19 protein-coding genes are annotated in these 19,161 nt (G+C 50.4%); 10 read left to right on the top strand and 9 right to left on the bottom strand.

Going from position 1 to position 19,161, the window contains the following annotated elements:
- The first annotated feature begins 76 nt into the window (after nt 1-76).
- From EA392_04050 to accC, 3 genes are read left to right on the top strand one after another with little or no spacing between them, the layout of a single operon-like run.
- The gene (locus EA392_04050) at nt 77-1,078 is read left to right on the top strand and encodes a ketoacyl-ACP synthase III (GenBank protein TVR40427.1); all 1,002 of its coding nucleotides are present in this window, start codon (nt 77-79) and stop codon (nt 1,076-1,078) included.
- A 30-nt stretch (nt 1,079-1,108) separates the two neighbouring features.
- Nucleotides 1,109-1,618, top strand: coding sequence for an acetyl-CoA carboxylase biotin carboxyl carrier protein (accB, locus tag EA392_04045; protein ID TVR40426.1), 510 nt, complete (start codon nt 1,109-1,111; stop codon nt 1,616-1,618).
- A 28-nt stretch (nt 1,619-1,646) separates the two neighbouring features.
- Nucleotides 1,647-2,993, top strand: coding sequence for an acetyl-CoA carboxylase biotin carboxylase subunit (gene accC, locus EA392_04040; protein ID TVR40425.1), 1,347 nt, complete (start codon nt 1,647-1,649; stop codon nt 2,991-2,993).
- Nucleotides 2,994-3,002: 9 nt separating this feature from the next.
- Here accC and EA392_04035 read toward each other — a convergent pair whose 3' ends face one another.
- A complete protein-coding gene (locus tag EA392_04035) occupies nt 3,003-3,635 on the bottom strand; it encodes a Crp/Fnr family transcriptional regulator (protein ID TVR40443.1) in 633 nt (210 codons plus the stop codon).
- Nucleotides 3,636-3,727: 92 nt separating this feature from the next.
- Between EA392_04035 and EA392_04030 the strand changes: the two genes are divergently transcribed.
- From EA392_04030 to EA392_04020, 3 genes are read left to right on the top strand one after another with little or no spacing between them, the layout of a single operon-like run.
- Complete coding sequence (locus tag EA392_04030; protein ID TVR40424.1) at nt 3,728-4,618, top strand: class I SAM-dependent methyltransferase; 891 nt, start codon at nt 3,728-3,730, stop codon at nt 4,616-4,618.
- Complete coding sequence (locus EA392_04025) at nt 4,600-5,376, top strand: glycosyltransferase (GenBank protein ID TVR40423.1); 777 nt, start codon at nt 4,600-4,602, stop codon at nt 5,374-5,376. The genes EA392_04030 and EA392_04025 overlap by 19 nt, the downstream gene beginning before the upstream one ends.
- On the top strand, nt 5,366-6,784 hold the full coding sequence (locus tag EA392_04020; GenBank protein TVR40422.1) for a hypothetical protein: 1,419 nt from the start codon (nt 5,366-5,368) through the stop codon (nt 6,782-6,784). The genes EA392_04025 and EA392_04020 overlap by 11 nt, the downstream gene beginning before the upstream one ends.
- Here EA392_04020 and EA392_04015 read toward each other — a convergent pair.
- Nucleotides 6,715-7,131, bottom strand: coding sequence for a hypothetical protein (locus tag EA392_04015; GenBank protein ID TVR40421.1), 417 nt, complete (start codon nt 7,129-7,131; stop codon nt 6,715-6,717). The two genes, EA392_04020 and EA392_04015, sit on opposite strands and share 70 nt — an antisense overlap.
- 87 nt (nt 7,132-7,218) lie before the next feature.
- On the opposite strand from EA392_04015, the gene ruvB reads away from it, so the two are divergent.
- A complete protein-coding gene (gene ruvB / locus EA392_04010; GenBank protein ID TVR40420.1) occupies nt 7,219-8,244 on the top strand; it encodes a Holliday junction branch migration DNA helicase RuvB in 1,026 nt (341 codons plus the stop codon).
- A 23-nt stretch (nt 8,245-8,267) separates the two neighbouring features.
- On the opposite strand, the gene EA392_04005 is transcribed toward ruvB, so the two are convergent.
- The 7 genes from EA392_04005 to EA392_03975 form a co-directional block, all read right to left on the bottom strand.
- Entirely contained in the window at nt 8,268-8,468 is a 201-nt protein-coding gene (locus EA392_04005; protein TVR40419.1) for a hypothetical protein, read from the bottom strand.
- 149 nt (nt 8,469-8,617) lie between these two features.
- The gene (locus EA392_04000) at nt 8,618-9,241 is read right to left on the bottom strand and encodes a PorT family protein (GenBank protein ID TVR40418.1); all 624 of its coding nucleotides are present in this window, start codon (nt 9,239-9,241) and stop codon (nt 8,618-8,620) included.
- Between the two features lie 58 nt (nt 9,242-9,299).
- Nucleotides 9,300-10,142 carry a hypothetical protein gene (locus EA392_03995; protein TVR40417.1) on the bottom strand — a complete coding sequence of 281 codons (843 nt, stop codon included), beginning with the start codon at nt 10,140-10,142 and terminating at the stop codon, nt 9,300-9,302.
- Nucleotides 10,143-10,152: 10 nt separating this feature from the next.
- Nucleotides 10,153-11,877 carry a hypothetical protein gene (locus EA392_03990; GenBank protein TVR40416.1) on the bottom strand — a complete coding sequence of 575 codons (1,725 nt, stop codon included), beginning with the start codon at nt 11,875-11,877 and terminating at the stop codon, nt 10,153-10,155.
- 38 nt (nt 11,878-11,915) lie between these two features.
- Complete coding sequence (locus EA392_03985; GenBank protein TVR40442.1) at nt 11,916-12,419, bottom strand: TlpA family protein disulfide reductase; 504 nt, start codon at nt 12,417-12,419, stop codon at nt 11,916-11,918.
- A 73-nt stretch (nt 12,420-12,492) separates the two neighbouring features.
- A complete protein-coding gene (locus EA392_03980) occupies nt 12,493-13,194 on the bottom strand; it encodes a T9SS C-terminal target domain-containing protein (protein ID TVR40415.1) in 702 nt (233 codons plus the stop codon).
- A 76-nt stretch (nt 13,195-13,270) separates the two neighbouring features.
- On the bottom strand, nt 13,271-15,052 hold the full coding sequence (locus EA392_03975) for a T9SS C-terminal target domain-containing protein (protein TVR40414.1): 1,782 nt from the start codon (nt 15,050-15,052) through the stop codon (nt 13,271-13,273).
- A 429-nt stretch (nt 15,053-15,481) separates the two neighbouring features.
- Between EA392_03975 and EA392_03970 the strand changes: the two genes are divergently transcribed.
- From EA392_03970 to ruvA, 3 genes are all read left to right on the top strand, one after another.
- Nucleotides 15,482-16,159, top strand: coding sequence for a T9SS C-terminal target domain-containing protein (locus tag EA392_03970; protein ID TVR40413.1), 678 nt, complete (start codon nt 15,482-15,484; stop codon nt 16,157-16,159).
- A 126-nt stretch (nt 16,160-16,285) separates the two neighbouring features.
- Nucleotides 16,286-18,553, top strand: a complete 2,268-nt coding sequence (locus EA392_03965) for an NADP-dependent malic enzyme (GenBank protein TVR40412.1) — start codon at nt 16,286-16,288, stop codon at nt 18,551-18,553.
- A 3-nt stretch (nt 18,554-18,556) separates the two neighbouring features.
- Nucleotides 18,557-19,159 carry a Holliday junction branch migration protein RuvA gene (ruvA, locus tag EA392_03960; protein TVR40411.1) on the top strand — a complete coding sequence of 201 codons (603 nt, stop codon included), beginning with the start codon at nt 18,557-18,559 and terminating at the stop codon, nt 19,157-19,159.
- Nucleotides 19,160-19,161 lie beyond the last annotated feature (2 nt).

Raw genomic sequence — 19,161 nt, 5'->3', positions numbered from 1 at the left:
ATAGCCGAAATTAAATCGTATCACATATCTTAGCAGCCGCGTTCAAAGAGCGCGGCTTTCTTATTGCCCCATGCCTATGTCGAAATTGACTGCCGCCATTACCGCCGTTCAGGGATACGTTCCCGAGTATGTCCTCAACAATGAGGAGCTCGAAAAAATGGTGGATACCAACGATGAGTGGATACAATCGCGAACCGGAATCATAGAGCGTAGAATTCTGAAAGAGCCGGGAAAAGGAACTTCCGACATGGGTGCCGAGGCCGTCAGGAGGCTGTGCGAAAAGAAAAATATCGACCCCGCAGAGATTGATGTTCTGATCTGTGCAACGGTTACCCCCGACCACCAGTTTCCTGCAACAGCCAATCTCATCGCCGATAAGGTAGGAGCAGTAAACAGTTGGAGTTTCGACATCATGGCGGCCTGCTCCGGCTTTTTGTACGCCCTCGAAACAGGCTCAAAGTTTATTGAATCGGGCAAGTACAAGAAAGTTGTGGTGGTGGGAGCAGATAAAATGTCGTCAATCATTGACTACACCGATCGTGCAACCTGTATCATTTTTGGCGATGGTGCCGGAGCAGTGCTGCTGGAACCCGACGAAACCAGTCATGGTATCATTGATTCCAGGTTGTACAGCGATGGCTCGGGGTTTGTGCATCTGCACCAAAAAGCTGGCGGTTCGGTGAAGCCGGCTTCGCATGAAACCATTGATGCCAAAGAACATTACGTTTATCAGGAAGGCAAACACGTGTTCAAGTTTGCAGTAACCCGCATGGCCGATGTGTCGGTGGAAATCATGGAGCGCAACAACCTCACCAGTGATGATGTGGCATGGCTGGTTCCGCACCAGGCCAATCTGCGCATTATTGACGCCACTGCCCAGCGTATGGGGCTCGATACGTCCAAGGTGATGATTAACATTCAACGCTACGGAAACACAACAGCAGGTACCATTCCGCTTTGTTTATGGGAATGGGAACCGCAACTCAAACGCGGAGATAATATTATCCTCTCAGCCTTTGGCGGAGGTTTTACATGGGGTGCCGTGCTCGTAAAATGGGCTTACGACACACCTCAATAACCCAATTAAGAACGATATAACACAGCGAAAATGAAGTTAGAAGAAATCCAGGACCTGATTAAGTTTGTGTCGAAATCGGGTGTGAGCGAAGTTCAGATAGAACAGAAGGACTTCAAGATCATTATCAAATCCGACAAGGAAAAGAGAACCCGTGGCGGTGCCCAGGAAGCCATGCCACAGTACATGCACCCCATGCCGCAGCAAATGATGCAGGCTCCGCAACCTGCTGCAGCCGCGGCCCCGGCGCCCACTCCGGCACCTGCCGCGGAAGCACCCAAGGCGCCCGCGGAAGATTCCAAATACGTAACCATCAAGTCGCCGATGATCGGAACCTTTTACCGCTCCCCATCGCCCGATAAGGATGCATTTGTAAATGTGGGTGATTCTGTAAAAGAAGGTAAGGTGATTTGCATCATCGAGGCCATGAAGCTCTTCAACGAAATAGAATCGGAGGTGAGCGGAAAGATTGTAAAGGTGCTGGTGGATGATTCATCACCGGTAGAGTACGATCAGCCATTGTTTTTGGTTGACCCTTCCTGATTGCTAACCGCTTAAAAAGCATTCGTCCATGTTTAAGAAAATCCTCATAGCCAATCGCGGCGAAATAGCCCTGCGCGTCATTCGTACATGCAAGGAAATGGGAATCAAAACGGTAGCCGTTTACTCAAAAGCCGATGCCGATAGTCTCCACGTGCGTTTTGCCGACGAAGCAGTATGCATTGGCCCGGCACCCAGCTCTGAATCCTACCTCAAGATTCCGAGCATTATTGCCGCTGCTGAGATCACCAACTCAGATGCCATACACCCCGGATACGGCTTCTTGTCTGAAAATGCCAAATTTTCCAGGGTTTGTCAGGAAAACAACATCAAGTTTATCGGTGCCCTACCCGAGCAGATTGAATCCATGGGCGACAAGGCCTCGGCCAAAATGACCATGAAGAAGGCCGGGGTGCCCACCGTACCCGGCTCCGATGGGTTGATTGAAGACCTTAAAGAAGCCAAAAAAATGGCTAAGGAAATTGGCTACCCCGTAATGATCAAAGCCACTGCCGGAGGGGGCGGAAAAGGCATGAAGGTGATCTGGGAGGAAAAAGAACTGGAAGAATCACTCGAAAAAGCCATGCGCGAAGCACAGGCAGCTTTTGGCAATTCGGGAATGTACATGGAGAAGTTTGTGGAGGAACCCCGCCACATTGAAATACAAATTGCAGGTGATCAGTTTGGTACCTTTTGCCACATGAGCGAGCGGGATTGCTCCATTCAGCGCCGTCACCAAAAGCTGGTGGAAGAAACTCCCTCGCCGTTTATGACCAAAGCCTTGCGCAAAGCCATGGGAGAGGCGGCCATTAAAGCTGCTGCAGCGGTAGATTACGAAGGTGTGGGAACCGTAGAGTTTTTGGTTGACAAGAACCGAAACTTCTACTTCATGGAAATGAACACTCGAATCCAGGTAGAGCACACCATTACCGAAGAGGTAATCACCTATGACCTGATCAAAGAGCAGATTAAAATTGCGGCGGGTATTCCCATTTCAGGCAAAAACTACGAGCCAACCATGCACGCCATCCAATGCCGCATCAACGCTGAAGATCCCTTCAACGATTTCCGACCTTCACCCGGTAAAATTACCGACTACCACGAGCCGGGAGGACACGGAATAAGACTGGACACCCACGTGTACGCAGGTTATACCATTCCGCCTAACTACGATTCAATGATTTCCAAACTCATTACCGTGGCGCAAACACGCGAGGAAGCAATCCTCAAAATGCAGCGCGCGCTCGATGAGTACATCATTGAGGGTATCAAAACCACGGTGCCTTTCCATCAGGCACTCTTTAAGAACGAGGAATTCCGGGCGGGCAATTACACCACCAAGTTTATGGAGTCCTTCAACATTAAAGACTACCAGTAAAACCGGGGTTTAGAAGTTCAGCACTTCAATCTTATTGCGGCCCAGCTTGATTTTACCCTGACGTTCCAGTTGTTTCAACAGGCGCGACACCACTACGCGTGAGGTGTTGAGGTCGTTGGCAATTTGCTGGTGTGTATGGGTCACCGTGGTGTCGCCCATCAGTTTTACGCGATCGTGGAGGTATTTCTCAAGGCGCTCGTCCATGCGCATAAACGCAAGGCTGTCCAGCGTTTCCATCAATTCGTTAAGTCTGATCTGGTAGGAGTCGAAAATGAAATTGCGCCAGCTCTTAAAGCGCTGCAACCACTCGTCCATTTTGTCTACTGGAATCATTACCAGCCGGGTAGGTTCTTCTGCAATGGCCCGAATTTCACTCTTTTTGTTGCCAAGGCAGCAGGATAATGACATGGTGCAGGTATCGCCGCGTTCAAGAAAGTAGAGCAACAGTTCTTTACCTTCCTGATCCTCACGCATCACCTTCATACTGCCTTTTATAAGCAAAGGCATGTGGGAGATGGATTGCCCGATATCCATAATCAATTCTCCGGACTCCACGTCCAGCAGCTGGCCTGATTCAGCAATCTCACGCACAAGCTCAGGATCAAAAATAAATCCATAGCTCTCGTTTACAACGTTATAAATATTTTCGGACATGCGGTCTAAGGTATTTGAAACATTTCTATCCGGCTATTCCGGAAAACGGCCTCCAAAAATACGCAATTCGTAAGGGGTAAATGGTGCGCGTTTTCGGCGGCCAATGGTTCCTGAAAGGTTTGACCAACATATTGGCGAAACCACTACTTTTAGCACACAAAGTCAAAAAAGCCGCGATGGACCTCATCGAAGCAAGAAATCTGCATTACAACGAAAATGAGCGCCACCCCTGGGAAAGGGCCCGCTTGAAAGTTATTCAGAGCATCATGAAAGATGTGCTGAAAACCCGTCCAAACGAGCGGTTGCACGTTCTGGATCTTGGCTGTGGGGATACTTTTGTTGTGCAGTCTTTGGCGCTCGCATCACCTCAAAACTCCTATTCAGCGGTAGATATAGCCTTTACCGATGATATGTTGAGCGAAATCCATGAGCAATTGAAAGACAAACCCATCAGGGCATATAAGTCGCTCAAAGATATTGATTACAGCACCATCCCTAAGGTGGATGTAGTGCTGCTGCTTGATGTGATTGAACATATTGAAGATGATGTGGCTTTCATGCAATGGCTGCGGAATTTTCCCTCAATTACCGATGAAACGAGGTTTATCATCACCGTGCCGGCGTATGCCTCCCTGCATACCGTGCGCGATGTGTTTTTGAAGCATTACCGCCGCTACACCTCACGCGTGCTGAAAGGTAATCTGGCATCTGCGGGTTTCGCAACGGAAAGGAGGGGTTACTTTTTTCTGAGCTTGCTGATACCGCGTTTGTTGGTGAAGATAAAAGAGCTCATTACCCGGCCAGCTCCCAACACCAACATGGGGATTGGCGTTTGGAAGGGGAGCCGTTTGCTCTCGGCTTTGATGATATCGGTATTGTACGCGGATTTCAAGATCCTCTTTGTGCTGAACAAGCTGGGCTTGCGATTGCCCGGACTTTCAACCTACGCCGTATGCAGAAAATCTGCGTAGTTATACCATGTTACAATGAGGCCAGCCGGCTACCGGTTCAGGAAATCAAACGTTTCGTGGCCCAGGCCAAGCCAGGTATTCATCTGCTGTTGGTGAACGACGGAAGCACCGACCAAACGGCGGAAGTTACAGAAAACCTTAGCCGGGATTTTCCCGATCGCATCCGCACCCTTAATCTGGAAACAAACAGTGGAAAAGCAGAGGCTGTTCGGCAGGGAGCATTGTTTTGTTTGAGTTGGAAGGAGTTTGATGGCATCGCTTATTTCGATGCGGATTTATCCACTCCCCTCAACGAATTGAGCCGCCTGCAAACAGTGATAATTCAAAATCCGGATTGTGCATTTGTTTTTGGAGCGCGAATCAAACTTTTGGGAAACCAGGTTCATCGCAATCTCACCCGTCATTACTTCGGCCGCGTTTTCTCTACACTTGCCAGCATGATCCTTGGGCTTCCGGTTTACGATACACAGTGCGGGGCCAAGCTTTTGCGCGCCTCGCTGGTGGAAGTAGTCTTCAGTAAATCGTTTTTAAGCAGATGGCTCTTTGACATTGAGGTTTTTGCGAGAATCGTTTGTGCCAGGGGCTACGCGTATGCACTTGGAAATATGCGCGAGGTTCCACTCGAAACCTGGATTGAAAAAGGTGACTCGCGCATAACTTTCACATACCTTCTCAAAGTGCCATTTGAACTATTGCGCATCTACTTTAATTATCGCCCATGTTTGAGGGCTGCCCGAAACAAAACGTATGAAAGCTGAGCATCCTGCAGAGCGCAATGGGCTTTACCTGGCGGGTGTCGGGATTTTGCTGCTGGCAGGAATTGCCTTGCGATTGTTAAATATCACGAAAGGAGGACTTTGGCTCGACGAGATTTGGTCTATGGAACACTCGGCGAGTTGGCGTTCCTTTTCAGAGGTTGTGGCGAACGCCGCCCGCGACACACACCCTCCCCTCTTTGATTTAATGTTGCACGGCTGGCTGCGGCTGTTTGGCGACACTGATCTTGCCGGACGAAGTTTGGCTTTGTTGTGGAGTGTGTTGGGGTTGTTCGCTACCTGGCGTTACGCAAAACTGATTACGGATTCGCGCCTGGTGGCGCTGGCAGCGCTTGCGCTTACATCACTGCATTTTTTTCACATCTACTACGCCACCGAGGTACGCTTTTACAGCATGATGTATGTGTTGGCTCTCGGTGCACTGGCACATGGTTATCGCGTGCTTATGGGGGCAAGCTGGAAACATGGTGTGGCGGTAGTTCTATACCTGACGTTGCTTTGCTACACCCATTATTTCGGGGTTTTTCTTTCGGTGGCAATTGGTTTTACAGCCGTTTTGATTGCTGTGTTTGTGAAGAGTGTCAGGCAGGGAGCTTTTCGGGTCATGTGGTACATGTGTGCGGTAGCATTGTTGTTTGCTCCCTGGATGCCCGTGATGTTTTCCGGGGTACCATCCGATATCTGGATAGAGAAACCTGCACCCTGGCATTTCGCAGAATACATGTACCGGTATTCGGGCAAGAACCCGGCAGAGTTTGCTTTTTGGCTGGCCGGAATGGCGATGGCTTTTGTGTGGGCCAGGCAGTTAATTCCCTTTCAATGGTGGCTGGCGGGTTTGGCCCTGATGGGCTTCTATATTCCGTTCATTGCGTCATTTGTGCTCGTGCCAATGCTGCACGAGCGCTACACGGTGATTTACCTTCCGGCACTTATCCTTCTGGTAGCCATCGGTTGGGCTGGTGTGAACAAGGCGACGAAACCATGGAGGCTGACAATCTGGGCTGTTTGGATATTGTCGGTTGGAGCCAACCTTCTTTGGTTCAATCCGCATTTTCAGGAGCCCGAAAAAGAGCCGTGGAAACGCATGGCCGCAACCATTGCCGAACTCGACCCGAAAGAGGAGCTGCCTGTGGTTGCAGAATTGGATTTGTACATCAGCTATTACCTCCACAAACACGGCCGGCTGCCAGCCACAACGACGCCTGAAAACAGCACTACCTTTTTTGTGGTTCGCACGCCCTACGACATGGAATCCCTGCACTCAGATTGGATTCCTCTTGATACCTGGGATTTTGACAAAGGCTACGTTGTGCTGCGGGTTTATTGCGAAGGGTCCGGAAGAACCAGCTCAGTGGGGCCTTCAACAAGTTCCACGTGGCAGCAATCATGACGAAGTACATAGGTTTGGCTTACCACTCGCTCGTCGTCCACCCAGCCTTCAAACAAAAATTCTTTGCCTTGCCGGTGCGAGAGCATGTTCATATGCCCGTCATTCACCAACAGGTAATGGCCTTCACCAAGAGGGTCTTCCATGGGGTTGAGCGGCGTAGAAAGGTGCGGGGCGCTAAGGGTGGCTCGGGTGAGAATCACCGGGCTGCCTGATTCGTATTGAAGTTGTACATGTATGCTTTTGAATATCATGGTGCATATCATGTCTGGCGGACACTCTTCCTTGCTGCGCTTACAAGTGGATGCAATAAGTAACATAGCAGTGACGGCGAGCAAGAGGTGTTTCATGAATGTTAGGGTGTTTGTGCGTATAAAGGTGCGTTTTTTTTGACATCTGTAATGCCCCCTGCATGGCGAATGGCTAAATTTGCTTCCATGGGCGAGGAAGAGCACTTTGATTTCAGGGAAGAGTCGAAAGCTACCGATCGGGAAGTTGACCGCGTACTCAGGCCCAAGGTTTTCGACGATTTTGCCGGTCAGCGCAGCACCACCGAAAACCTGAAAGTTTTTGTGGCAGCGGCGCTCAAGCGGGGGGAATCACTGGACCACGTGTTGCTACACGGCCCGCCCGGTCTTGGCAAAACAACTCTCGCCAACATCATCGCCAACGAAATGGGAGTAGGCATACGCATTACTTCCGGGCCGGTACTCGACAAGCCCGGTGATTTGGCTGGGCTGCTTACCAATCTTGAGCCCAACGACGTGTTGTTCATTGATGAGATACATCGTTTGAGTCCGGTGATTGAAGAGTACCTCTACTCTGCCATGGAGGATTACAAGATTGACATCATGATTGACTCCGGGCCCAATGCGCGCACGGTGCAGATTGCACTGAACCCCTTTACCTTGATAGGCGCCACCACGCGTTCGGGTTTACTAACAGCTCCGCTCAGAGCGCGTTTTGGAATCAATGCCAGGCTTGAGTACTACGATACGGAGACCCTGACCCATATTGTGCACCGCTCATCGGAGTTGCTGGATATACCCATTACCGACGAAGCTGCGTTTGAGGTAGCATCGCGCAGCCGTGGTACACCCCGTATCGCCAATGCATTGTTGCGGAGGGTGCGCGATTTTGCCCAGATTAAAGGCGATGGTACCATTGAAACCAACATCGCGCGCCATGCTCTCAATGCGCTGAATGTGGACCAACGCGGATTGGACGACATGGACAACCGCATTCTAAGGGCCATTATTGAAAAATTTGGCGGCGGACCGGTGGGTTTAACCACCATTGCCACCGCGGTGGGCGAAGATCCGGGCACCATCGAGGAAGTGTACGAGCCGTTCTTAATACAGGAGGGCTATTTAAGCAGAACGCCGCGTGGCAGACAAGCTACTCCGGCGGCGTTTGCACATTTTAATCAGGATTTACCTGCTGATCAGGGCAGGCTTTTTTAGTTAGGTTGTCATTACAGGGCGCGTCATACAGCGGCCCCAACCTGGTGGTCGAACACCTCCAGGATAATCTCGGCGTAGATGTGGCCAAATGTTGCCAGGCACCACGCCCTAAGGAGAATTAATTCATCCTTGTTCACCCAGGTTACAGCTTTGCGGAGTTCTTTGCGAAACAACTTTCGGTCGAAACTCACCTTCGATAGAATCTTCTTACTCAATTCCAGCATGATGGTAGGGTTTTGCAGTTAATTTTGGACGTTGAAGTTAGGAATTCTACGTGAAATCCGTGGTTGGGATCCCTGCTTTTAGACCAATTTAACAGAAGTGTCGTTGAGCAGGACATATGCATCCAACGAGACAGAAGCGCAAAAATTGCCTAGAATAAAAAGGTGCCGTAAAGCACAATGGCGTGGTTGTGCCGGCCGCGCAATGTGGAGATACCTCCTGCAGTGAGGGATTGCGATGGCAAAAGGGCGAGGTGATAGCGCAAACCAAGCCGAAAATTGTCGGCAGCCCTCCAACGAACTCCAGCGTTTGCGGCTACTTCCAGCAGATTGAATCCGGGTGACCCCGAGGTTTGGGCCTCCAGGTCTTCTTCGTTTTGCGAGATCAGAATGCCCAGCGACGGGCCCAGCTCCACTTCAAGCCTCGAAATACGGTACACGTAGAGAAGGGGTACATCAAGATAGTTAAGCGAAAGTCTGTAGTCGCTGAAAATGTTGAGATCCAGATTGGGTTGAATGCGCACCCCTTTTTGGAAGAAATACAGACCCGTTTCGAACGAGCTTTTTTCACTCATGGGTTTGTAGGCAATCACTCCGGCGGTAACACCAATCTTCTGAAAATTACCATCCGGGTCACCCAACAGGGCGCTGGTATTCATTCCGGCAGAGAGACCAATACGCCATGAGTCATCTGACTTTTGCGCACTGCTGGCCGTAAAAACCATAGTTAGGGTGAAGCTTAACAATGTGGTGATCGCGGTGTAAGTACGTGTCATAATTGATAAGTTATACGCCCGTTGAGGGCAGCGTTATATAATGCAACAAGCAGATCACTTAAGGGTTCATCACCCATGAATGAGCCGCTTGTATAATTTCGCGCGTTTCGGCGTGGTATAAATAGACCACCAGTTCGCAGTGTTGCTCCTTCCATGCAGGGTCCAGCGTGTATTGATAACTCAGTGTATTTTGCTGGCCCGTGTTTCCGCTGGAGAAGGCCAATGCACCCCAGGTGCCGTTGATATTGTCGCGAAGCACGTTGCGGTGCAGGTAATTTTCTACATTAACATTGTTGTTTGTTTGCCAGTCGTAGATGCTGTCTTCCACAAGGTAGGCAGTCATAAAATACTCGCCGGCTTCCATTTCTTCGATTACGTTCATGGATACATCAAAACTCAGGCTGCGGCTCCCCTGGTCATAGTTGAGATTCTCAATAAAAACATCGGCTTTCAACGGAGCTGCCAGCAGGTTGCTGATTTGCTCGGCCCATGCCTCCGAAGGAATGGTTTGCTGCCCATCGAAAAAACTGCGGCTTACAAGTCCCACGGGAAGTGAGGGCTGTCCCCAGAAATTGTAGTAGGCTTCACCTGCAACGGTACGGAAGTCAGTGTAGTAAGGGTCGTTTGGAGTAGCCCCCGTGGGAAAAGCAAACTGAAGAGACGCGTGCACGCCCACCACTACCAATTGTTCACCGAACACATTTTTGAGATTATTGGCAACAGAGTTGGCCTGTGGGCAATTGGTGCAGCGGAAACCGGTGAGTTTTTCGAGCAGTACCACACGCACGCCCGACTCGCCTCCTCCACCTCCTGAGCCATCATTGCCCGTGAACGGGTCCTCCACTTTATCGCAGGCAAACGCTGCAAGGGCCAGAGCTGCTATACAAACAATGTGCTTCATCACTGCAAAGTTAAAAAGTGCTGGTGAATTGTACCGTCAATCCATTTGACGCCGGTACCGTTCTGCAGATGCCTCCTACACAAAACACACCCGCGCGCTGCCTTCCGTAGCTTACCATAATACGGCTTCCCCCGGTGATATATCCTGCGGCCACAAAAGGAAAGTGAAAGCGCTCATCTGAATTCTTGTTTCCGTAGTTCCATTGGTTCATCACGGTAAAGAACCAACTGGGTGAGATGGTGTACTCAGCCAGTACGGTTGCCCAACTGCCGAGGTGCTGATTGGTTCGGAGGTGCTGAAGTTCAACTCGGAGGTTGTTGCTCTTGATCCGGAAGTCCATATCCACCAGGTGAATGTCGGAATACACCGTGCCACTCACTTTTTCGCCGCGGTAATCAAATGCCCCCTGTATGATGTCGTTGTTGTACACCAGGTTGATGTACATGTACTTGGCTTTTACTTTGCGGCTCAGTTTTCTTGAAACGGAGATGTTAAAATCCTGAAAGTACATATTGTCGCCTATGGCAAAAAGACGGGTTTCGTAGCCAAAGCGGCGCCCGTCCATATCATTGAGCAAGGTGGTGTCGGGCGACATTGCCACCGCGTAGTTCACCTCAATCTTGGTTCCGTACTTTCCGCCCAGTTTAGAGCCACGCTTCATGGTATAGAAGATCTCACCCATAAACGCAACTTCTCCGTTGGGTTGTGTAGCGTAAGGGTAGAGGGTGGCTGGCAGGTTGTATGTGTGCTGTACGGTGGTGGCCGGAATATAATTGATGTTGAGGTCAAAGGGGCCTGCGTTTCGGTCGCTTTGAAACGACATATTGTCGAGCGATTTGGCCGTGAGCGATGCACCAAAACCTCTGGTTGAATAGCTCATATTGATGTCAATTCCCTGTCCGGGTTTGTAGAGCCCCAGTCCCGGTGCAATTTCGCTGTCTGGCACAATCAAAGAATTTTGACGGCTTGGGTCATTGTCTTTGTAAACGTATTCGGCTCTAAGGGCAAAACCTCCGCGCAATATGCTGGCCCGTGCGGCCCATGCCCCTACGTTTTCGGGGTAGTTAAACAGCGGGTTTCGGTCTTCCTGGTACTTGCTAACAAAGCTACCTCCAACAAAAATGCGTGTTTTCGCCACACCTGCAGAATCAAAAAGCGAGGTGAGGTTTACATCGGTGTTGATACCACGCACAATTCCTGCTCCCTTTGTAAAACCGTTGTCGAAGTGCCTGCGCTGCTTACCGTAGAGGCCTGTTATGGTTACAGCACGATGGGGAGTAACTTTCAGCCGGAAACCATCTATGGCGTTGTCCACTCCTAGTCCTCTTTCTTCAAAAGCGCGCAAGATCATTCCGGTTCCGAATTGCTCGTAGAAGTTTCCGATGGTAACGTCAAACATATCAGTACTGTATTGCGCAAAACGGTAGCCTATGCCGCTGCCTGTCCACGGAAGGTCGGGGCTGGCAGGGTAGCCCAGCAGGGCCGGGGTGTAGGTTTCAAAGCGCACCCCTGCAGTGAGGTTGCCTCGTGTGTAGATAAGGTTGGCAAAACCCATCAGCCCTACCTGCTCGGGCGGGGGAATGGCATTGATCAAACTGTCCTCGCGGTAATACTGTCCATCGAGCTGTATATTGCCGTGAATGGAGCCGAGATCGGGTTTTTTGCTGTCCTGAGCCTGTAATTCGGGCAGAATAAAAAACACCAGTAATCCTGTTGCCAACAGGAGTTTTTTCATGGATTATGTGTTAAACAGGTTGGTTCAAAAGATGGGCTTTAACGCATACCCACCAGGGCTTTGATTTCTTTGTAGAGCTTGTCCTCATCGCCGGGAGCGTAGTTGTTGTGTTGCCACACTACATTGCCCGAGGCATCTACCAAAAATGTGTGGGGAACGTTGTTCACGTTCATGGCGCGCTTAAAGTCAGCATTGGAGTCAATGTACACTTCGTAATCCCAGTCGGCACCATTTACGTAGGGTATCACGCGCGATTCGCTCCTTGCATCATCAATGGAGATGGCAATCAGTTTTACACCCGTTTCATCCACCCAATCGGGATATACTTCAGCAATGTTGTTCAGCTCCCGCTTGCAGGGCATGCACCACGTAGCCCAAAAGTTGATGATCATGGGCTTGCCGTCGTTGTCAAAGTGCGATGTGTTGATCCAGTTTCCTTTCAGGTCTTTCACCTTAACGTTGGGAACCTGAAACTGCCCTGATTGAGCGTGAGAGAAAGAAGCGGCCAGTACAAGGCCCAGAATCAATGCAAAATTTTTCATGGTGATGAGTTTTAGATTGAATGTGATGTTAGGCTGCTGATTACGCAAATAGCAGACCATCGTAGAGTTCTTCTCAATGTCGGATGAGTTTTTGGGTGTTCGAAAACGACTGATTGCGGGTGGTAACCAGGTACAAGCCTGAGGGTAGGTGGCCGATATCAAGGGTACTCAAAACCGAATGTCCGTCGATTGAGGCGATATCTTTTCGCAGCCATAGCCTGCCATCCGTGCCAAACACTTCCAGGTGCACCAGCGGTTCGCGACGGTTCCATTCCATTTCTATGAACACGATATCTGAGGCAGGATTAGGGTACAGTTTTACAACGGGGCTGGGGTCGATTTCGTGAATTCCCACTGACTCGTCAAAGGTGAAAGTAACAGTGAGGGAGTCGAAGTTGAAGCTTCCGTCGTAATCAAGCTGCACGTTTCCGCCTGCGTCCTGCAGGAGAATGCTGCCGTTGGCCGCGCAAAGATTTCCCCATTGCGTTCCAAACAGACCGTCGCCGGCGGCATCGTAGAAAGTAAATGTATAGGTGCCGGTTTCGAGCCACATCGCAACAATGATTTCATCCAGTATAACCCCCGGGTAGGGCCCTCCTGAATAAATTTCGTCGTTCCACTCATCCGTAATTTTCCAGGTGTTTTCTTCGGGCCAGCAGTCGGTATGGATGGTGAGGGTGAGGTTTGAGGCCTCTGCCGTATCTCCGCGCAACACCAATTCCTGCCCTTTGACAAAGAGCGGTAGTAGAAGTCCGAAAAACAGAAGTGCTTTCAACGTATTTGAGAGGGTCTTAAAAAAAGAATCAGCAGTCCGGCGAACCGGACTACTGATTCCATTAGGTTTGATTGAATTATCTGTTCACAGTGAGTTTGCGGGTAATGCTGGTATCATTGGCCCGTAGGTTCAACAAGTACATTCCGCTGCTGAGGTTGCCAAACTGCATGGTGGTTACAAACTCACCGGCAGGCTGCATCCCAAAGTCTTGAGAGTATACGATTTTTCCGGTGAGGTCGTACACGTCAATCATCACGCGGGCATGCTCAACCATGTTGAGTTCAACTCGGAGGTCGTTCACTACAGGGTTGGGATACACGAGCAGGTTTTTGTTCAGATCGTACTCAGAAACGGAGCTTGATCCTGTGCGGGCAAACTTGCCGCTTTCCATTCCCCCAAAGTCGCCACCTTGCATCAGGATGGCATTGGTGGTAAGGTTTCGCACCGTGTAAGAGCCCTGGCCGTATTGGCAGCACATACCATCACCAAAGTAATCGAAAATTTCAAAGGTGTAACATCCGTTTGCGTCCAGCTCAACCTCATGGTTGTAGGTCTGGTTGTTGGCATAGGTACCCGTTCCGGCCGGAGGGGGGAAATTTCCGGTACCAAAGTTATTTTCTACATTGGGATTACCGCCTTCAGCTACTTTCGCACCGTCTTCGTTCAGAATACGCCAGTAGGTTTCGTCGCCATAATTGTCTGTAACTATGGTCACCAATACGCCTATACCTGCATCCGGAGCGGCAGTTAAATCGGTAGAAACGCTTGATGTTCCTTCCTCATTGGAGTTGTTGTTTGGGTTTTGAACCTCCACCTCCAGGGTGTTTGTGCCGTCCACGGCATCGAAGGTAATCGGATCCAGAGTAATGGTAGCCTCACTCATGAGGGCGAGGTTCCCTGTCCAGTTGTAGGTGGCTTGTGCTCCACCCACTGAGGCCACAATGTCGGCAGAGGTAAGGTTTTGGTTACCGGTGTTGCGGAGCGTTACCTGTGGGGAGATGGTGTTGCTTCCCACACATACATCTGCAGGAGCATTCAGATTGTAAACAATGGCCGCGTGGCTCATGGATGATTCGAGTACGGCATCATCAGCCCGTGCGGCTTGCATCACTTCCTTATTGGCATCATTTTGAACGAAAGCAACTACCGACAATTGTCCAAAATCGTAGATGTTCTGGTGCGTCCAGCTTTGGGTAAATGTCTGGCTGTCGCCGGCTACCCATGAGTTTTGAAGGTTCAGTCCGTTGGTGTTGGGCATGAATTTCTTCATAACATTGTAGAAAGTAGTTTCGCCGTTGGTTCCGGGGGCAGAAGCAAATTGAATCACCCGCTCAATGGCAGCGATTCGCAGCTTAAGGTTGTTGCCGCTAACGGATTGAGTGGCGGTTACAGTCACCTCAGCAGTAATGGCCGAAGGAGTGATAGAGTAATCGATGTCAATCTGGAAAGGAGAGGGCACGGCGTAACGATCGTTGATCATAGAAGCGGAGAAACCTGCCGGCGAACCCGCATAGCCCCCGTTGAAACCAGGGTATGCATTGGTGGGCACAACACCGTCTATCATCGCGGTAGGCACCCCATTATTACCATAATAGGTTGAGAAGCGCGCGTTTGCCTCAGTTGGGTTGTGCTGGTTCATGGGGTCAAACCCTGGAAAGTACCACTGGTAGCTGATGGCAACATGCTTGTCATCTACAGTGCTGAGCATGGAGTGAAATCCGGGGTTTTGGGCAGCACACGGACCGCAGGAGGCATTCGAGCCTTTTTCAATCAGAACCATTCGCTGGGTCTGAGCAATGGCTGTTGTGCTCAGCGCGAAAATCGCAGCAACAGCAAGAAATGAGTAAACTTTTTTCATGTGATATTGATTTAATGGTTAAAGGTTGTTTCGGATACGGTTTGTCAAAAAGTTGTTTCCAACTTCGAAGGTCAAAATTTTGTCCGAGCGGAAGTCACAAAAGTAACGTTTTGTGTGCACATAATAGCGCTTTATATTGAAGTCCTATGAGCCCTGTTTTCGCTTGTTGAAAAGCGGTAGTGCCACCTGTAAAAGGAGCGTTTAACCCCCGTCGCCGCGCCGTAAATCAAAGTTGTGAGCATCTAAAAAACAATTAGTAGCGGCTGCAAGGGGTTGCAGTGTAGCCTTGCTTCCATGGCTTCACCCTGGGTTGATATCCTATGTTTGTGTGCGCAAACGAAAGTTTGAACTACATCAGCTGGTTTTTGTTACCTTTGGTTGACCTTTGTAGGCGATAACATTTGTTTACCTCACTCTAAAACGAGATCCATGAAGAAATATCTACCTGTTTTTTTGCTTTCAGCTACTCTTTTTACCACCTCTACCTTATCTGCGCAACTTGTTGTTGACCCGACACCGGTTTTTACAACAGTGAATGAGGCCATTTTCGAATCTGTGGGATACAGTTTTGTGATTAACAATGCCGACGCAGCCGTGGAGTGCGAGTGGGAAAGAAACGTTGTGTCCATCACCGATGGATGGGAAAGTGCAGTTTGCGACAAAAACCTCTGTCACTCCTGGCCCGTTAGCAGCGCACAGTTTACGCTGAATGCAGGCGAATCCGGTACATTGGATGTCCACGTCTATCCGTTTAACAATCCCGGCGGTGCCATTATTGAGGTTTCGGTAACCGAAATAGGTAATCCCGACAATACGGACACCGGTATCTTCTACTTCAACGAAACCACCTCAGTGGCCGAGCGCCTGCGGGATGTGGTAAAACTCTACCCCAACCCTACCACCGATTTCCTGTTTGTGGAAAAAGGAGATCACGACGACATTGCCGAAGTAGCCTTCTTCAACCTGAGTGGGCAGCATGTGCTTCAGCTTTCGGTGCTTCAATCGCAAATGTTGGATATCGGCCGATTGCCCGCAGGCACGTATGTGGCGCGTCTGTTCAACAACAACGGAGAGCAGGTGTCATCCAACGTGGTAATGAAACAGTAGGTAAAAGATTGATTGAGAGAAGCCGGACTTACAAAAGTCCGGCTTTTTTTATGCCCTCACCGCATTGCCGATTTGCGCAGCACGCAACGCTCAGATTTCCTAAATTCGCAGCCTTAATCCAGAGGCATGGTGAAAATCAGAACACAGGATGCATTAGACTATCACGAACAGGACCGACCCGGAAAAATCCAGGTCGTTCCTACCAAACCCTACAGCAGCCAGCGCGATTTGTCGCTTGCCTACTCTCCTGGAGTGGCCGAGCCGGTGAAAGCCATTGCTGCCAACCCCGACGATGCGTACAGGTATACGGCAAAAGGTAACCTTGTGGCTGTTATATCCAACGGAACGGCCGTGCTCGGGCTTGGCGATCAAGGGCCACTTGCGTCCAAACCGGTGATGGAAGGAAAGGGTCTCCTGTTTAAGATTTTTGCTGATATTGATGTTTTTGATATTGAGGTGGATGCAACCGATCCGGAGCACTTTGTGTCGGTGGTGAAAGCCATAGCACCCACATTCGGGGGCATCAACCTCGAAGACATCAAAGCGCCCGAAGCCTTTGAAATTGAACGTCGCCTGAAGGAAGAACTGGACATTCCGGTGATGCACGACGATCAGCACGGCACGGCCATCATCAGCGGTGCGGCGCTTATCAATGCACTGGAGATTGCCGGCAAGGAAATCGGCAAGGTGCGCATCGTCATCAACGGAGCGGGCGCTTCGGCCATTAGCTGCGCCAAGTTGTACATTGCCCTCGGCGTGAACCCCGAGAATCTTCTGATGCTCGACAGCAAGGGCGTGATTCACACCGACAGAGAGGATCTCGATCCGGCCAAACAACCCTTTGCACGCCAAACAGCCTTTCGCAGACTTGAGGAATGCCTCCCCGGCGCCGATGTGTTTCTCGGGCTCTCTCGCGGCAATATCATGAATGGCAATATGGTGAAAACCATGGCTGAGAACCCCATCGTTTTTGCACTTGCCAATCCCGAACCGGAGATTTCGTACCGCGAAGCCACCGCTGCCCGAAAGGATATCATTATGGCTACGGGCCGAAGTGATCATCCCAACCAGGTAAACAATGTGCTGGGCTTTCCCTACATTTTTCGCGGAGCGCTTGATGTTCGGGCCAGGTCTATCAACGAGGAAATGAAGCTTGCAGCCGTTCGTGCCATTGCTTCCCTTGCAAAAGAAACCGTTCCCGAAGAGGTGAACGAAGCCTACGGTCAGCGCAATCTGGCTTTTGGACGCAATATGATCATCCCCAAGCCCCTCGACCCCCGGCTTATTACCTACGTGGCCTCCGCTGTGGCCCGTGCCGCCATGGAGTCGGGTGTGGCGCAAAACCCCATCAATGACTGGGAGGCCTACGAGCGCGAACTCAACCTCAGGCTCGGATTGGATGACAAACTCATCAAGGGAATCACCGAAAAAGCCAAAATGAACCCGCAGCGCGTGGTGTTTGCCGAAGGCGACAACTACAAAGTGCTGAAAGCCGCCCAGATTGCCCGCGACGAAGGCTTTGCGCACCCGGTGCTGCTCGGAAAGCGCGAGCGCATCCTGAAAATTATTCGCGACAACCAGCTTGAACTGGACGGGGTGGAGATCATTGACCCCCAGAGTACCGAAGAGTACGAACGCAGGCTGCAGTTTGGCGAACAGTACTACGCCATGCGCCAGCGTAAAGGGCTAACGTTGTACGAGGCCAACCAATTGATGCAACAGCGAAACTACTTTGGAGCCATGCTGGTGAAAACAGGCTTTGCCGACGCACTTATTTCGGGCGCTTCCCGTCATTACGCCGATGTGATCAGGCCGGCGCTGCAGATCATCGGAAAAGAAGACGACACGAATGTGGTGGCAGGGATGTACATCATGATCACCAAAAACAAAGGGCCGCTTTTCTTTGCCGATACCACGGTAAACATGAACCCCGATATGGAGACCGTGGTGGAAATAGCCCGCCTTACCGACCGCACCGTTCGCCGACTCAAAATAAAACCCGTGATTGGGATGCTTTCATACTCCAACTTCGGATCTTCGCGCGGCGAAAAAGCCATGAAGATGAAAAACGCAGTGAAGGCACTGCACGAAAGACACCCCGAAATGGTGGTTGACGGCGAAATGCAGGCCAACTTCGCCCTGAACAAAGCCATGCTTTCGGAGATGTTTCCCTTCTCCATTCTGAACGACCGAAAAGTGAATACACTGATCTTCCCCGACCTGGCATCCGGTAATATTGCCTATAAACTGGTTCAGGAAATCGGTCAGGTGGAGGCCATCGGGCCTGTGCTTATGGGAATGCAAAAGTCCTTTCACGTATTGCAGCTCAACAGCTCGGTTCGCGAAATCGTGAACATGGTGCGAATTGCTGTGGTAGATGCCCAAACCAAGTAAGTTATGATAGCACATCTGCAAGGTAAACTGGTTGAAAAGCAGCCCTCATACGTCATCATTGAGTGTGGCGGTGTGGGCTATGAAGTGCTGATTTCTCTTTTCACCTACGAACGCATTAGGAATGAAGAGGCCTGCAAGCTACTCATTCACTACTCGGTTTCGGTAGATGTGCGCTCCGGAGCAAGCCAGCACCAGCTGTTTGGCTTTACCACGGGGCAGGAAAGAGACCTGTTCAGGTCGTTGATCAACATTTCCGGGGTAAGCTCCAATATCGCCCGCACCATCCTTTCTTCAATGGCACCCGATGAGCTGCACAGCGCAGTCATTTCGGGCGATGTAAAAAGGTTTCGTGGCGTGAAGGGAATCGGGCCTAAACTTGCACAGCGTATTGTAGCTGATTTACAGGACAAAAAGGCAACACAGGCAGTTAGTTTGGATAATTTAACAAGTTCGCACAATACAGCGCGAGGAGAGGCGTTAATAGCCCTATGCTCGTTGGGCTTTGAGCGGCTCAAGGCAGAGCAGGCAATTGAGAAAGCACTGGCAGATAGGGGGAGTGATTTGCCGGTTGAAGACTTGATTAAGCTTGCGCTGAAGATGATGTAGCG

It is taken from the genome of Cryomorphaceae bacterium, assembly GCA_007695365.1.
Taxonomy (GTDB): Bacteria; Bacteroidota; Bacteroidia; order Flavobacteriales_D; family SKUL01; genus SKUL01.
Note: the sequence above shows the minus strand (reverse complement) of the source record. Positions and strands in the feature narration are given on the sequence as shown.

What these genes read in the sequence shown, in the direction of transcription:
- EA392_04050 (TVR40427.1), top strand. Translation starts at nt 77, where the DNA reads ATGTCGAAATTGACTGCCGCCATTACCGCCGTTCAGGGATACGTTCCC.
- accB (TVR40426.1), top strand. Translation starts at nt 1,109, where the DNA reads ATGAAGTTAGAAGAAATCCAGGACCTGATTAAGTTTGTGTCGAAATCG.
- accC (TVR40425.1), top strand. Translation starts at nt 1,647, where the DNA reads ATGTTTAAGAAAATCCTCATAGCCAATCGCGGCGAAATAGCCCTGCGC.
- EA392_04030 (TVR40424.1), top strand. Translation starts at nt 3,728, where the DNA reads ATGGTGCGCGTTTTCGGCGGCCAATGGTTCCTGAAAGGTTTGACCAAC.
- EA392_04025 (TVR40423.1), top strand. Translation starts at nt 4,600, where the DNA reads ATGCAGAAAATCTGCGTAGTTATACCATGTTACAATGAGGCCAGCCGG.
- EA392_04020 (TVR40422.1), top strand. Translation starts at nt 5,366, where the DNA reads ATGAAAGCTGAGCATCCTGCAGAGCGCAATGGGCTTTACCTGGCGGGT.
- EA392_04015 (TVR40421.1), bottom strand. Translation starts at nt 7,131, where the DNA reads ATGAAACACCTCTTGCTCGCCGTCACTGCTATGTTACTTATTGCATCC.
- ruvB (TVR40420.1), top strand. Translation starts at nt 7,219, where the DNA reads ATGGGCGAGGAAGAGCACTTTGATTTCAGGGAAGAGTCGAAAGCTACC.
- EA392_04005 (TVR40419.1), bottom strand. Translation starts at nt 8,468, where the DNA reads ATGCTGGAATTGAGTAAGAAGATTCTATCGAAGGTGAGTTTCGACCGA.
- EA392_04000 (TVR40418.1), bottom strand. Translation starts at nt 9,241, where the DNA reads ATGACACGTACTTACACCGCGATCACCACATTGTTAAGCTTCACCCTA.
- EA392_03995 (TVR40417.1), bottom strand. Translation starts at nt 10,142, where the DNA reads ATGAAGCACATTGTTTGTATAGCAGCTCTGGCCCTTGCAGCGTTTGCC.
- EA392_03990 (TVR40416.1), bottom strand. Translation starts at nt 11,877, where the DNA reads ATGAAAAAACTCCTGTTGGCAACAGGATTACTGGTGTTTTTTATTCTG.
- EA392_03985 (TVR40442.1), bottom strand. Translation starts at nt 12,419, where the DNA reads ATGAAAAATTTTGCATTGATTCTGGGCCTTGTACTGGCCGCTTCTTTC.
- EA392_03975 (TVR40414.1), bottom strand. Translation starts at nt 15,052, where the DNA reads ATGAAAAAAGTTTACTCATTTCTTGCTGTTGCTGCGATTTTCGCGCTG.
- EA392_03970 (TVR40413.1), top strand. Translation starts at nt 15,482, where the DNA reads ATGAAGAAATATCTACCTGTTTTTTTGCTTTCAGCTACTCTTTTTACC.
- EA392_03965 (TVR40412.1), top strand. Translation starts at nt 16,286, where the DNA reads ATGGTGAAAATCAGAACACAGGATGCATTAGACTATCACGAACAGGAC.
- ruvA (TVR40411.1), top strand. Translation starts at nt 18,557, where the DNA reads ATGATAGCACATCTGCAAGGTAAACTGGTTGAAAAGCAGCCCTCATAC.